The organism is Candidatus Marivariicella framensis (genome assembly GCF_982709265.1).
Map to the genome: position 1 here is coordinate 33,879 of NZ_CEXPNT010000014.1, position 13,832 is coordinate 47,710.

General features: G+C 30.5%; 17 protein-coding genes and 2 tRNA genes. 11 read left to right on the forward strand and 8 right to left on the reverse strand.

Annotated elements, in window-relative coordinates; translation table 11 throughout:
• The first annotated feature begins 3 nt into the window (after positions 1-3).
• Genes nqrF through AC34EU_RS06200 form a run of 3 tightly spaced genes read left to right on the forward strand, consistent with a single transcriptional unit; the run spans position 4 to position 2,695 of the window.
• Complete coding sequence (gene nqrF, locus AC34EU_RS06190; protein WP_487534115.1) at positions 4-1,299, forward strand: NADH:ubiquinone reductase (Na(+)-transporting) subunit F; 1,296 nt, start codon at positions 4-6, stop codon at positions 1,297-1,299.
• Between the two features lie 22 nt (positions 1,300-1,321).
• Positions 1,322-1,675, forward strand: coding sequence for a DUF8840 domain-containing protein (locus AC34EU_RS06195; protein WP_487534116.1), 354 nt, complete (start codon positions 1,322-1,324; stop codon positions 1,673-1,675).
• Positions 1,676-1,702: 27 nt separating this feature from the next.
• A complete protein-coding gene (locus AC34EU_RS06200) occupies positions 1,703-2,695 on the forward strand; it encodes an FAD:protein FMN transferase (protein WP_487534117.1) in 993 nt (330 codons plus the stop codon).
• Here AC34EU_RS06200 and trpA read toward each other — a convergent pair whose 3' ends face one another.
• The 7 genes from trpA to AC34EU_RS06235 are packed head-to-tail and all read right to left on the reverse strand — an operon-like array spanning position 2,696 to position 8,995.
• Positions 2,696-3,460, reverse strand: coding sequence for a tryptophan synthase subunit alpha (trpA, locus tag AC34EU_RS06205; protein WP_487534118.1), 765 nt, complete (start codon positions 3,458-3,460; stop codon positions 2,696-2,698). It abuts the gene before it with no gap.
• A complete protein-coding gene (trpB, locus tag AC34EU_RS06210; RefSeq protein ID WP_487534119.1) occupies positions 3,457-4,638 on the reverse strand; it encodes a tryptophan synthase subunit beta in 1,182 nt (393 codons plus the stop codon). Before trpB ends, trpA begins: the two co-directional genes overlap by 4 nt.
• Positions 4,628-5,245 (reverse strand): phosphoribosylanthranilate isomerase, encoded by a 618-nt coding sequence (locus AC34EU_RS06215; protein ID WP_487534120.1) that lies wholly within the window; start codon positions 5,243-5,245, stop codon positions 4,628-4,630. The genes trpB and AC34EU_RS06215 overlap by 11 nt, the downstream gene beginning before the upstream one ends.
• On the reverse strand, positions 5,235-6,026 hold the full coding sequence (gene trpC, locus AC34EU_RS06220) for an indole-3-glycerol phosphate synthase TrpC (RefSeq protein WP_487534121.1): 792 nt from the start codon (positions 6,024-6,026) through the stop codon (positions 5,235-5,237). The genes AC34EU_RS06215 and trpC overlap by 11 nt, the downstream gene beginning before the upstream one ends.
• Entirely contained in the window at positions 6,026-7,018 is a 993-nt protein-coding gene (gene trpD, locus AC34EU_RS06225; RefSeq protein ID WP_487534122.1) for an anthranilate phosphoribosyltransferase, read from the reverse strand. Before trpD ends, trpC begins: the two co-directional genes overlap by 1 nt.
• A gap of 9 nt (positions 7,019-7,027) precedes the next feature.
• Positions 7,028-7,591 carry an anthranilate synthase component II gene (locus AC34EU_RS06230; protein WP_487534123.1) on the reverse strand — a complete coding sequence of 188 codons (564 nt, stop codon included), beginning with the start codon at positions 7,589-7,591 and terminating at the stop codon, positions 7,028-7,030.
• Positions 7,592-7,594: 3 nt separating this feature from the next.
• Positions 7,595-8,995 (reverse strand): anthranilate synthase component I family protein, encoded by a 1,401-nt coding sequence (locus AC34EU_RS06235; protein ID WP_489666866.1) that lies wholly within the window; start codon positions 8,993-8,995, stop codon positions 7,595-7,597.
• Positions 8,996-9,221: 226 nt separating this feature from the next.
• Between AC34EU_RS06235 and AC34EU_RS06240 the strand changes: the two genes are divergently transcribed.
• The 6 genes from AC34EU_RS06240 to AC34EU_RS06265 all read left to right on the forward strand — a co-directional run bounded on the left by AC34EU_RS06240 (position 9,222) and on the right by AC34EU_RS06265 (position 12,992).
• Entirely contained in the window at positions 9,222-9,527 is a 306-nt protein-coding gene (locus tag AC34EU_RS06240) for a rhodanese-like domain-containing protein (RefSeq protein ID WP_487534125.1), read from the forward strand.
• Between the two features lie 11 nt (positions 9,528-9,538).
• The gene (locus tag AC34EU_RS06245; protein WP_487534126.1) at positions 9,539-9,766 is read left to right on the forward strand and encodes a PspC domain-containing protein; all 228 of its coding nucleotides are present in this window, start codon (positions 9,539-9,541) and stop codon (positions 9,764-9,766) included.
• Positions 9,767-9,852: 86 nt separating this feature from the next.
• Positions 9,853-11,442: an alanine/glycine:cation symporter family protein gene (locus AC34EU_RS06250; RefSeq protein ID WP_487534127.1), complete on the forward strand. Its 1,590-nt coding sequence runs from the start codon at positions 9,853-9,855 to the stop codon at positions 11,440-11,442.
• 74 nt (positions 11,443-11,516) lie between these two features.
• Positions 11,517-11,711 carry a 30S ribosomal protein S21 gene (gene rpsU, locus AC34EU_RS06255; RefSeq protein ID WP_487532108.1) on the forward strand — a complete coding sequence of 65 codons (195 nt, stop codon included), beginning with the start codon at positions 11,517-11,519 and terminating at the stop codon, positions 11,709-11,711.
• A gap of 70 nt (positions 11,712-11,781) precedes the next feature.
• Positions 11,782-12,678 carry a tyrosine-type recombinase/integrase gene (locus AC34EU_RS06260; RefSeq protein WP_487534128.1) on the forward strand — a complete coding sequence of 299 codons (897 nt, stop codon included), beginning with the start codon at positions 11,782-11,784 and terminating at the stop codon, positions 12,676-12,678.
• Between the two features lie 14 nt (positions 12,679-12,692).
• Positions 12,693-12,992 carry an HPF/RaiA family ribosome-associated protein gene (locus AC34EU_RS06265; RefSeq protein ID WP_487534129.1) on the forward strand — a complete coding sequence of 100 codons (300 nt, stop codon included), beginning with the start codon at positions 12,693-12,695 and terminating at the stop codon, positions 12,990-12,992.
• 31 nt (positions 12,993-13,023) lie between these two features.
• Here the strand turns inward: AC34EU_RS06265 and AC34EU_RS06270 are convergent, their stop codons facing one another.
• Positions 13,024-13,248 (reverse strand): hypothetical protein, encoded by a 225-nt coding sequence (locus AC34EU_RS06270; RefSeq protein ID WP_487534130.1) that lies wholly within the window; start codon positions 13,246-13,248, stop codon positions 13,024-13,026.
• Positions 13,249-13,663: 415 nt separating this feature from the next.
• Between AC34EU_RS06270 and AC34EU_RS06275 the strand changes: the two genes are divergently transcribed.
• Together AC34EU_RS06275 and AC34EU_RS06280 are read left to right on the forward strand one after the other, a co-directional pair.
• Positions 13,664-13,737, forward strand: a tRNA-Thr gene (locus AC34EU_RS06275).
• 12 nt (positions 13,738-13,749) lie between these two features.
• Positions 13,750-13,831, forward strand: a tRNA-Tyr gene (locus tag AC34EU_RS06280).
• Position 13,832: the final 1 nt, after the last annotated feature.

A 13,832-nucleotide genomic window follows, 5' to 3' on the forward strand; every position in this document is an offset into this window, starting at 1 on the left:
TTGATGGATTATAGAGTAATTATATTAAGCATAGTTGTTTTTTTGATTCTTACTTTTTTGTTAGTAGGAGTTTTATTAGGTGTCAAAGCAAAACTATTGCCTTCCGGACCAGTTAATATTCAAATTAATGGAGAAAATGATCTAGAAGTTTCTTCTGGAGGAACTTTGTTGTCAACCCTAGGAAACAATAAAATATTTTTACCTTCTGCTTGCGGTGGAGGTGGAACATGCGTTCAGTGTAAATGTCAGATTTTAGATGGAGGAGGAGATATTCTTCCAACTGAAAAACCTCATTTTACTAGAAAAGAAATTGCTGAAGGATGGCGTTTAGGATGTCAAGTCAAGGTTAAGCAAAATATGGTCATAGAGGTGCCAGAGGAAGTCTTTGGTATAAAAAAATGGGAAGCTACTGTTGTTCGTAATTGGAATGTTGCTTCGTTTATTAAAGAGTTTGTTGTGAAATTACCAAAGGAGATGGATTATAAAGCTGGGGGCTACATACAAATTGAAATTCCAAAATGTGAGGTTAAGTATGATGAAATTGATATTTCTGCTCATCCAGAGGAGCACCCAGATGAAGTTGAGAAATTCAAAATGGAATGGGATAAATTTAACCTATGGCCATTAGTTATGAAAAACCCAGAGACAGTTGAAAGAGCTTATTCTATGGCTTCATATCCAGCTGAAGGTAAAGAAGTTATGCTTAATGTTCGAATAGCGACCCCGCCTTGGGATCGTGCTAAGAATGGATGGGCAGATTTGAATCCAGGAGTTGCGTCTTCATATATTTTTTCAAAAAAAGCAGGTGATAAAGTAACTATTTCAGGACCATATGGAGAGTTTTTTATAAACGAGTCAGAAGCAGAAATGTTATATGTAGGGGGGGGGGCTGGAATGGCGCCAATGAGATCTCATTTATATGAGCTTTTTAGAACACTTAAAACAGGAAGAACTGTTACTTTCTGGTATGGTGGGCGCTCCAAGAGAGAGCTGTTTTACATGGATCACTTTAGAGCGTTGGAAAAAGATTTTTCTAATTTTAATTTCTACATAGCTTTATCTGAACCATTGCCCGAAGACAATTGGAAAGAAAAGCTGAGTTTAGAAGGGGGAGGAGATGGATTTACTGGTTTTGTTCATCAAGTTGTGATAGATAATTATTTATCAAAACATGAATCTCCTGAAGATATTGAGGTTTACTTTTGTGGCCCACCATTAATGAATCAGGCTATTGAGCGAATGGCTGATGATTTTGGAGTTCCCCCAGAGAATGTTCGCTTTGACGACTTTGGTGGATAATTACTATTAAATTAATTTTTAAATGTTATCGAAGCAAGATCTACATAATTTGGCTATGAAAACGGTTGGAGATTCATTAAAAGAGAATGGTTTTGAATTTTTGACAGTAAATTCTAAACTAAAAAAAGATCCTCAATTTATTTGTTTAAAAGAAAAAAAACTTCATTTTTTTCTCGTAAGAGCTTCAATATATCCTGATAATCCAAAATTATATAATAATGTTTTAGTTGATAAATTAAAAAAGCATGCAAAAAAATTTGATGCTAAAACTTATTTTTCTGGAGTAGGGTTTGCCAATTCAATTAATTATGAAGATCCTATTCAACAAGACAAACCATATGTTGTTAACTTTGATGGATGGATTCAATTAGATTAACTTTATTGTGTTACTAGAATTAAAAAAATGAGATTTATTTTATTTATAACTTTTTCATTTCTAATTTATTCATGTGAATCTAGTTCAAAATCCTATTCTTTGAGTGGGTTTGCTCTTGGAACCTCATTGAATATAAAACATGACGCTGAAATAGATGATGATGATTTAACATTTAATATTGATGGTTTATTAATGAAAATCAATAAATCAATGTCTACATACCAATTAGATTCAGATATTTCTAAAATAAATGCTGGACTCGAAATTCAAGTAGACTCTTTTTTCAGGGATGTGTTTATCGAATCTTCCAAAATATGGAAGCTAACAAATGGTGCTTTTGATCCGACAGTTGGAGCATTGGTTAATGCATACGGTTTTGGACCAGATAAAAAGTTCATTAATGAATTATCAGATATTCAATTAGATAGTTTATTGAACATTACTGGATGGAATAAAATAAATCTTAATAAAGATGGATTTTTATCTAAGTCTAATAAAAATATAACTCTTGATTTTAATGCCATAGCAAAAGGGTACACTGTAGATGTGATTTCTAAATATTTAGAATCTATTGGAGCTAAAAATTATTTAATTGAAATAGGAGGTGAGGTATCAGCAAAAGGATATAGTCCAAAAAGCAATGGTCCTTGGAAGATAGGAATTGATTCTCCAGAACCTAACTTGTCCAAACGAAATATTTATACTACTTATAATCTTAAGGATAGATCAATTGCTACTTCAGGGAATTATAGACACTTTAGAATTAATAAAAAAACTGGTAAGAAATATGTTCACACAATAGATCCAAGAACTGGTTATCCCATCCAATCACAAATATTAAGCACATCTGTAACTGCAAAAGATTGTATTTCAGCAGATGCATGGGCAACTAGTTTAATGGTTTTATCTCTAGATGATGGAAAAGTATTAATTGAAAATGATTCAGATTTAGAAGCACTTTGGATTACATCGACTGAAGATGGATTAGAGTCATTTTATTCTTCAGGTTGGATGAAATAATTATCTAATACTTTTTATAAATTCATTAATTTTCACAACACCTTTTGTCTCTAAAAAATTAATAAAAGCAGATCCTATAATTGCCCCACTTGAGTATTCAGAAGCTGAATTAAAAGTCTGTTGATTACTTATACCAAATCCAATGATGGTCGGAGTATTTAAATTCATAGATTTTATTCTTTTAAAATACTTTGTTTGAACTTCATTGAAGTTACTTTTTACCCCTGTTACACCTGAACTACTTACCATATATATAAAACCTTTTGAAGCTTTATCTATATAATTTATTCTTTCAACCGATGTCTGAGGAGTTATTAAAAACATATTATATAATCCATGTTTATCAAATAATTCTTTGTAATCATCTTTATACACACTTACTGGAAGATCTGGAATAATTAAACCATCAATTCCAATCAATTTACATTTTTCACAAAATTTTTCAACTCCATACTGCATTATTGGATTAAAATATCCCATTATAATTAATGGAATATTAATTTCTTTTCTAACTCCTTCTAATTGATTAAAAAGTTTTTCTGTAGTCATTCCATTTCTTAATGCTTTGGAAGAACTTTTCTGAATAACAGGTCCGTCTGCCAATGGGTCTGAGAATGGTAAGCCTATCTCTATCATATCAGCTCCAGAGCTTTGGAGTTTCTTTAAAATACTTGTAGTATCCTCAAGATTTGGATGACCTGCAGAAAAATAAATTGACAATATTTTTTTTTTATTTTTAAAGACCTCATCAATTCTATTTTTCATAATTGAAAATAATTTATAAATGTATCTAAATCTTTATCACCTCTTCCAGAACAATTAAAAACAACAACATCATTAAGATTAAACTTTTTTATATCCAGAACAGCGAATGCATGAGCTGTTTCTATTGCAGGGATTATACCTTCCATTTTAGACAAGTTTAATCCCCAATTCATTGCTTCCTGATCAGGAATAGAAATGAATTCAGCACGTTTAGTTCTAAATAGATTAGCATGCATAGGCCCAATACCAGGATAGTCAAGACCTGCCGATATTGAATAAGGTTCTGTTATTTGCCCATCTTCTGTTTGCATTAATAAAGTTTTACTACCATGAATAATACCTTCTTTTCCTAGAGCAGATGTGGCAGCACTTTTCCCAGAATCAATTCCTTTTCCAGCAGCTTCAACAGCTATAATGTTTACTCTATCATCATCTAGGTAATGATAGTAAAGTCCAGCTGCATTACTACCCCCTCCTACACAAGCAATTAAATGATCAGGATAATCCCTGCCCTCTAATTCTTGTAGTTGAATTTTAATCTCTTCACTAATGACAGACTGAAACCTTGCCACCATATCTGGATAAGGATGTGGGCCAACAACTGAGCCAATAATATAATGAGTGTTTATAGGGTTATTAATCCAATCTCTAATAGCTTCATTGGTAGCATCCTTTAGAGTTTTACTTCCAGAAACTACAGGACGAACTTCCGCTCCAAGCATTTTCATTCTAGCTACATTAGGAGCTTGGCGCTTAACATCTAACTCTCCCATGTAAACAACACATTCAGTATCCATTAAAGCACATACAGTGGCTGTAGCAACTCCGTGCTGTCCAGCTCCAGTTTCAGCAATTATCCTGTTTTTCCCTAACCGTTTTGCTAAAAGAATTTGACCTATAGTGTTGTTTATCTTGTGAGCTCCAGTATGACACAAATCTTCTCGTTTAAGATATATTTTAGCATTGTACTTCTTGGATAAGCGCTTTGCGAAATATAAAGGTGTCGGTCTTCCTACGTATGATTTTAAAAGATCATTAAATTCTTTTTTAAAGTCTGATTCATTTGTTATTTTTAAATAACTTTCCTTTAGTTTATCTATATTAGAATATAACATTTCAGGAATGAATGCACCTCCAAAATCTCCATAATATCCCTTTTTATCAACATTATAGTTCATACAATTCTTTTTTAAATTGAGTTAATTTATCTATTTTTTTTATTCCGGGTATGCTTTCAAATTTGCTATTCACATCAATAGCATAAATTGGTAAATTGGTCTTTAGTAATTTGTGAATTTCTTCTATATGTTCTATTCCAATTCCACCACTTAGAAAAAAAGATTTTTTATATGGATAATTTTTTAAGATTTTCCAATCAAAACTAAATCCATTACCTCCAGGAAGATTGCCTTTGGTGTCAAAAAGGTAAAAGTCACAATGTTCTTCGTAAGGTTTTAATTTTTTAAAATCAAAACTGTACTGAATACTAAAAGCCTTTATTGTTTCAACCCCTAGTTGGTTAATTAAGTTGCAATACTCTGGAGTTTCTTTTCCATGAAGCTGAACTGCTTGAAGTTCATGTTTTTTAATATTCTTCTTAATATAATCTAAAGATGCATCAACAAAAACTCCTGTTTTTTTTATCCTTTTGGGTAATTTAAAATTTTGGGTATTAACATACCTAGAAGATTTTTTCCAGAAAACAAAACCCATATAATCAGGATTTAAAATAGAAACAGCTTTAGTGTTATCAAAATCGGACATTCCACATATTTTAAATTTCATTTTCAATTTTTTTTATAAATTCAAAAGCACTTTTTCCAGGATTATCAGTCTTCATAAAATTTTCACCAACCAAGAACCCTTTGTAACCATATGTTTTTAGATCTATTATTGTTTCACTACTACTGATGCCACTCTCTGAAACTTTAATAAATTCATCAGGTATTTTTTCAGCTAACCTTTTGCTAGCTCCTAAATTCACTTGAAAGTTTTTAAGGTTTCTATTATTTACTCCAATTAAATCTAATGATGGCATTATTGATTTGGTTAACTCATCAAGATCATGAACCTCAAGTAAAACCTCTAAATCTAAACTTTTAGCAAAAGTTGAAAGATGTTTAATTTCTTTTTGATTTAAAATTGATGCTATTAAAAGAATTACATCAGCACCGTGAGCTTTTGCCTCAATAATTTGAAATTCATCAATTACAAAATCTTTTCTTAACAAAGGTAGTTTTGTGGACGCTCTTGCAATGTTGAGATCTTCGAGTGATCCCCCAAAATATTTTCCATCAGTAAGAATTGATATTCCGCAAACTCCTGAAGAATCATACCCTTTTACTACATCAATAACAGACAAAGAATTATTAATATTTTGTTTTGAAGGGGAGCGTCGCTTGTGTTCGGAAATAATCCCAGACTTACTTTTTAAAAGACATTTAGATAAGGAGATTATTGATTTTTCAAATAGTGGAGATTTCTCTAAATAAAAAACAGGAAATAATTTTTTTCGTATTGAAACTTCAATTTTTTTATCTACTATAATTTTATCTAAAATAGTCATTATGAGCTTAATTTTTGTAAAGAAATTAGAGATCGTATTGCATTTCCAGAAACAAGAGATTCTTCTGCTTTTTTATAACCTTCTTTTGGGGTTATATTCATTTTCGTAGCTATTGCTAATGCTGAATTTGCACAAACAACTTGATTCTGAGCGTTTGTACCTTTACCTGAAAGAACATTAAAGAATATTTTAGCAGATGATTCTATTGAATTTCCACCTTTTATTTCTTCTTTATTTAAAACAGTTAATCCAAAATCTTTTGGTTCAATTAATTCTTCTTTACTGTTTGAAATTAGTTTAGTAGATCCAGTTAACGATACTTCATCATAACCATCCAATGAATGAATTATATTAAAATTTTTATTTGAGTTTTGATATATATAACCATATACCCTAGCTAGTTCTAGACTAAAAACTCCTACAATTTGATTTTTTGGAAACGACGGATTTACCATTGGTCCTAGCATATTAAAAAATGTTTTTACCGCTAATTCTTTTCTAATTGGTGCTACATTTTTCATTGCAGGATGAAATAGTGGGGCATGCAGTATACATATTCCTGCTTTTTCAATACATTTTTTTAAGAAACCTTCATCATTTGAAAATTTAATTCCTAAATATTCCATAACATTACTTGATCCACATTTAGAAGAAACCCCATAATTTCCATGCTTTGCAACTTTTATGCCTGCTCCAGCTGTTACAAAAGAAGCTAATGTGGAGATATTAAACGTGTCTTTATTATCTCCTCCGGTTCCACACAAATCAATAGGATCAAATTCATCAAGATTAATATGAATACAGAGCTCTAATAAAGCATCACGAAATCCTTCTAATTCCTTAACAGAAATACTTCTCATCATATATACAGTTAAAAATGCTGAAATTTGACTCGTATTATATTGACCATCAGCTATTTTATATAAAATCTCTTTAGATTCTTTTTTATCCAAAACCTCATGTTGAATTAAGCGATTTAGTATAGTCTTCATTTTTATTAATTAAGATTTTAACCAATTATTTATAATTTGTTTTCCATAAGGTGTTAAAATAGATTCAGGGTGAAATTGAACTCCTTTAACATCAAATATTTTATGTTTAATTGCCATTATTTGTTTGTTAGAATCAAATGCCGTAGCTATAAGGTCCTCAGGTAAGGGTTTGTCGATGACCCATGAATGATATCTACCTACTTCAATCTCACTTGGAAGACCATTAAAAAGAGAATCATTTTCAACTATTTTTATTTTGGATGATATTCCATGATAAACATCTGTAAGATTTTTTAGATTCCCTCCAAAAACTTGACCTATGGCTTGATGTCCCAAACAAACTCCTAATATTGATTTTGAATTTGCATATTTTTTTATTACCTCTTTTAGTTTGCCAGCTTCATCCGGAATTCCAGGACCAGGTGATAATAAAATCTTCTTATAGTTTAACAGATCACTCATTTCAAATTCATCATTTCTACAAATTTTTACATCAACCTTAAATTCTTTTAAGTAATGAACCAGATTATAAGTAAATGAATCATAATTATCTATTACAAACACTTTGTTCATTAGTTAAATATTTTCAGCTATTTCTAGGGCTCTAATTAAGGCTCCTAATTTATTGTATACCTCTTGCAGTTCATTTTCTTCGTCTGATGCAGCAACTATTCCAGCTCCTGCTTGATAAAACAAAGTATGATTTTTACTTAAAAAGGATCTAATTATTATTGCATGATTAAAGTTTCCCTCGAAATCCATAAAACCTATTGCTCCTCCATAAAAACCTCTATTTAATTTTTCATATTTTTCAATTAATTCTAAAGCTTTATACTTGGGAGCACCACTCAAGGTTCCTGCGGGAAAAGTATCAGCAACTAATTGAAAAGTAGGTGTCTCAGCTTTTTTTATTCCTGTAACTTTAGAGACTAAATGAATTACATGAGAAAAAAACTGTACCTCTCGGTTTGTTTTTACTTTGACTAAAGATCCATTTCTGCTTAAATCATTTCTTGCTAAATCAACAAGCATTACATGTTCAGCATTTTCTTTAGGATCTTGACTTAGTTCTATTGCTAATTTTGCATCTTTTTCATCATTTCCTGTTCTTTTAAAAGTTCCTGCTATTGGATGAATTTCAGCTTGATTATCTTTGACTATTAATTGAGCTTCAGGGGAACTGCCAAAGATTTTAAAATCACCATAGTCAAAATAAAATAAATATGGAGATGGATTCACTGTTCTTAAAGCTCGATACAAATTAAAATCATCACCTTTAAATTCTTGAGAAAACCTTCTAGACAGAACCAATTGAAAGACATCGCCTCTTTGACAGTGTTTTTTTGCTTTGGATACTAAATCTTTATATTCTTTATCTGAAATTGCGGATTTACTATTCCCCATTTTTGTAAAGGGATAGTTTGTAAAATTTTTGACAGTCAATAATTGTTCAATTTCTTCAAGATTAGATTTATTATTGAAACAATGACAAAATAGAAACGCCTCATTATTAAAATGATTAATAGCAACTATATTTTGGTATACTGCATAGTAAAGTTCTGGTATTTCTAAACTATTTGATTTTTTTTCTAAATTAATAGATTCAAAAAACTTTACTGAATCATAAGATAAATAACCAAAAAGCCCATTATTTATAAACTTGTGGCTGTTTTTAGTTGTTTTAAAACTTTTAATATATTTTTCTATTCTAGCTGGAATAGAAACTGATTTATCAATTGGAGTTAATTGTTCAGTTCCGTCTGGAAAGGTTTCCTTTAGAACATTTCCTTGTATTTTAATATAGGAAATAGGATTAAAACATATGTATGAGAAACTGTTATCATTGGCATGATAATCACTACTTTCAAGAAGTAGAGTGTTTGGAAAATGATCTCTAAGCTTTAAATAAACACTAACAGGAGTTAAGGTGTCTGCTAGTATTTTTTTTTCAAATGTTTTTAAATTATACTTTTTCATACTTTAAATTAGTTATACAAAAAAAGGCTTGTCGTGTTGACAAGCCTTTTTTGTTTTTTATATAGGTGGTCTTCACTACTTCAAGTTATTTGAATTGTCCACCAAATCATTGTATTTTTTAAAATCATGCTCAAATATAGTTTTATGTTGTCATAAATCAAAAATTCTTTTCAATTATAATTTAATTTTGTAAGATTGGTAAGAGAGACTAACTTTATAAAAAAAAATGGATTTATCACAAGAGGAATGGACCTTAAAACAAAATGAAATTAAAGACAGTATAATTCTCGATGTTAGAACTACTGAAGAGTCTAATTTAAAGCGAATTCCTAATTCTAAACTTCTCGATATAGCTTCACCAAGTGATTTCATGGAAGGCCTCGATTCAATGGATAAAAAAAAATCATATTTCATTTATTGTAGATCTGGAAATAGAAGCTCGCAGGCTTGTAGTGTTATGGCGAGTGTGGGTTTTGATAAAACATACAACTTAGCTGGAGGTATTATTGAATGGGAAGGGGAAACGGAGTAATTTAATTTTTAATGAATAAAATTAATATTTTACGAATGTTTTTTGAGCAAAACGGATTTGAGGTTTGCTCTAAACTTGCTGATATTCTTGGTATTAGAACAAAAAATGTCAGACTATTTTTTATTTATGCATCGTTCACAACAATCATTGGAGGTTTTTTAATTTATTTAATTCTTGGGTTCTGGATAAAACTGAAAGATATGATTTACACTAAGCGAAGTTCTGTTTTTGATTTGTAATACCGCCAATAAAAGTTAGACTTAATTTAATTTGAATTTTGTTTTGTTTTTTTGGATATTGCTGGAATATTTACCAAAACTAAATCATGAATTTAAAACACAAAAAACTTAGTGCTCTACTTCTGTTTTTATTTACTCCTTTTGTTTCTATAGCTCAAGAATCGAATAAAAAGGGACTTGATGATAAAATTAACGAAGCATTCAAGCCAATTGCCAATTGGTTTGAAGCAGTAATCCTTCATGATTTTCCTTTTACGGCCTCTTTGTTTGGAACGGGAATACCAACTATTATAATTTTATTGGTAGGGGGTGCGTTATTTTTTACTATTTATTTTGGCTTTGTTAATATCAGACATTTTCCTACAGCGATAAACACAGTTCGTGGTAAGTTCGATTCCCTTGATAAAAAGGATGACAATGACAATGACACTGATGGAGAGGTTACTCATTTTCAAGCATTAGCAACTGCAGTTTCAGGAACTGTTGGTAATGGAAATATTGCAGGAGTCGCAATGGCTATTGCTATTGGTGGTCCTGGAGCTACTTTTTGGATGATTTTATGTGGACTACTAGGTATGTCAACAAAATTTGTTGAATGTACTCTTGGTGTTAAGTATAGAGATGTTGGTGAAGATGGTACTGTTTATGGAGGCCCGATGTATTATATGACAAAAGGTTTAAAAGAAATAGGTTTTGAAAAGTTGGGTAAATTTCTTGCAATTGTTTTTGCATTTTTATGTATTGGAGCTTCATTTGGAGGGGGTAATGCGGCTCAGTCAAATCAGGCTGCAGTTCAGCTTGCTAACTCTTTTGGTATGACTGGTGGAAGTGCTAGAACAATTATTGGTTTAATAATGATGGTTTTTGTAGGTATAATTATAATAGGTGGAATTAAGAGAATTGCATCTGTTACAGAAAAAATAGTTCCTTTTATGGCTCTCATGTATATAGCAGCATGTTTATATATAATATTAACTAATATTACTTTTGTTGATGATGCCTTTGGAATGATAATTTCTCAAGCATTTAATCCAAATGCAGGCTTAGGTGGCTTTTTAGGAGTTTTAGTAACTGGATTCAGGAGAGCTGCATTTTCTAATGAAGCTGGTGCAGGTTCAGCATCAATCGCCCACTCAGCAGTAAAAACTAGATATCCAGCATCTGAAGGTTTAGTTGCACTTTTAGAACCTTTTATTGATACGGTTGTTATTTGTACTCTAACTGCTTTAGTAATTATAATTTTTAACGGTGATAGCACTGTTTTTGATTATGGTGGACAAGGAGGGGTGGTTATTATTGATGGAGTTCCTGCAGAGGGAGCAAGTATTACAGCTGCAGCTTTTTCAAAATATATTTCTTTTTCAGGCCCATTTCTGACAATTGCTGTTGTTCTTTTTGCAGTATCAACAATGATATCTTGGTCATATTATGGTCTTCAATCATGGATTTATGTTTTTGGAAAAAGTAAAGCTGCTGATTTAACATACAAAATAATATTTCTATTATTTATAGTTATTGGAGCTGCTGGAGATATGTCTTCGGTATGGGGCTTTTCAGATGCAATGATTTTAGGTCTTGTCTTTCCTAATATGATTGGACTCTTCTTTCTCTTCCCAAAAGTTAAGGAAGAGCTTGTTAAGTACACCAATGCAATAGCTGGATTAGTAAAAAAATAGAAATAATCTTTTTTTTTCTATAAGGTTTGTTTTGTTATATTTGCACAAATTATAATTGAAAGGAGGTCGTAAATATGTTAATTATACCAATTAAAGAGGGAGAGAATATTGATAGAGCGTTAAAGCGTTTTAAAAGAAAATTTGATAAAACGGGGGGAATGCGTCAATTAAGAAGTCGTAAGCAGTTTTTAAAGCCTTCTGTAAAAAATCGTGCTAAAATTCAAAAAGCTCAATATATTCAAAATTTAAGGGATCAAGAGAACCAGTAAAGCTGAATAAAAAAATTAAATAAAGGTTGTAACTTTGAACTAAACGCTTCAAGTTTCAACCTTTTTTTTTATGTATTTAGAAAAATTTTTAGATTATGTTTCGTTAGAAAAGAATTATTCTTCACATACAGTTTTAGCCTATAAGAATGATTTAAAAAATTTTTCAATTTTTTCTCTTAACGAGCATAGTGTTTCATCTTTAGATAAGATAGAATATTTCATAATTAGGTCATGGATTGTTGCTTTAATCGAAGAAGGGATATCAAATAGAAGTATTAACAGAAAACTTTCCACCTTAAGATCCTTCTATAAATTTTTAGTAAAAACATCTAGTATTAAGGTTTCTCCAATGGGAGAGCATAAGCCTTTAAAAATTCAAAAAAAAATTCATGTACCATTTTCTGAAGATGAGATTTTTTCTGTTTTAAAAAGTGATTTTTTCTCATCTGATTTTAAAGGTGTTCTTGAAAAATCATTAATCTATATTCTATATTTTACAGGAGCTAGAAGAAGTGAAATTATTGAAATGAATTATAACTCAGTAGATTTAAAACAAGGTGTTCTAAAAGTTCTTGGTAAAAGAAATAAAGAACGATTAATACCCATTCATAATTTATTAAACGAACAGCTTGAACTTTATTTAACCTACAGGATAAAACTTAAAGAATCCTCTAAAATAAAAACATTTTTCTGTTTAGAAAATAGAAAAAAAATCAGTCCAGGATTTGTTTATAAAACCGTAAATACGTACTTTAATATGGTATCATCTAAATCCAAAAAAAGCCCTCATATGCTTCGACACAGTTTTGCAACTCATATGCTAGATCAAGGCGCGGATTTAAACGCTGTTAAAGGCCTTTTAGGCCATTCTAGTGTCGCTGCAACTCAAAACTACACTCATACTAGTATGCAGAAAATAAAAGCTATTTATTCAAAAGCTCATCCAAGAGGAGAAAACAATAAATAATTAAATTTTTAAATATGAAATATAACTTTCAATCTATTAATTTTAATTCAGAATATAAACTGATTGATTTAGCAAAGAAGAGGACAAGTAAGTTGGGCTTGTTTTTCAATAAAATTCTTTCAATTCAGGTATATGCCAAGTTGAAAAATAATACTACACCCTTAAATAAACAAGTAGAACTTATAATTAGTCTTCCTGGAGAACAATTAATTGTAAAAAAAACCTCTTATTCTTTTGAAACTTCTCTTAATTTAGTTTCATCAGCCATAGAAAGATTGCTTAAAAAGCACAAAAAAAAATCAAAAAGCACCTGACAGATTAGAAAAACCCCTGTAGAGATGGATTCTATATTACTGCATGAATTGTGTATCCTAAAGCAACTCCAAGAACAAACATTATTAATCCTTTTAGTGAGAAAAACCACATAAAGTTTTCTTCCCATGAATCAGGAATTAAATTTTTATTAGCATCTTCAAGTTTTCCAGTTCTTGTTGAGTATCCTGCATACCAATAAATAAAAATAACAAGAATTGTTATAAAAATAATGGTAACTAAAAAATCAGTATTCATATTTGTTTAATTTTAAGTAAGTTATGAAAATTTTTATATTTCACAAAATCAATGATTTTTAGATGATAAATATTATTTTTATTTTGTGTTATTTAAATATACACTTAATCTAACAAGAAACCTTTGACGAATTAGTGAAACAAAAAGAAGATTTATTCTCTTTAGCAGAAAAATTAATGTAAGCAATCTTGTCTGCCTTAGACAGACAGGCAGTAGACAAGAACTATTTATTAAGGAAATTCTACAGTATGTTTCTTCTTTTTTCTAATAAAGTATTTTATATTTGCGCCTGTTCATTGAAAATTATAGAAGGAAGGTGCTTTTAAGAAATACGTAAATAAATACGTAAATAGATAGTTATTTTGACTTTTTCAATTCTTTAAAACCTTTCGTAAGTACCATCAATAAAGTAAATGCCGATGTAGCTCAGCTGGCTAGAGCAGCTGATTTGTAATCAGCAGGTCGTGGGTTCGAGTCCCTCCATCGGCTCACACTTTTTTTGGGGAGATACTCAAGCGGCCAACGAGGGCAGACTGTAAATCTGCTGTTTTTAACTTCGCAGGTTCGAATCCTGCTCTCCCCAC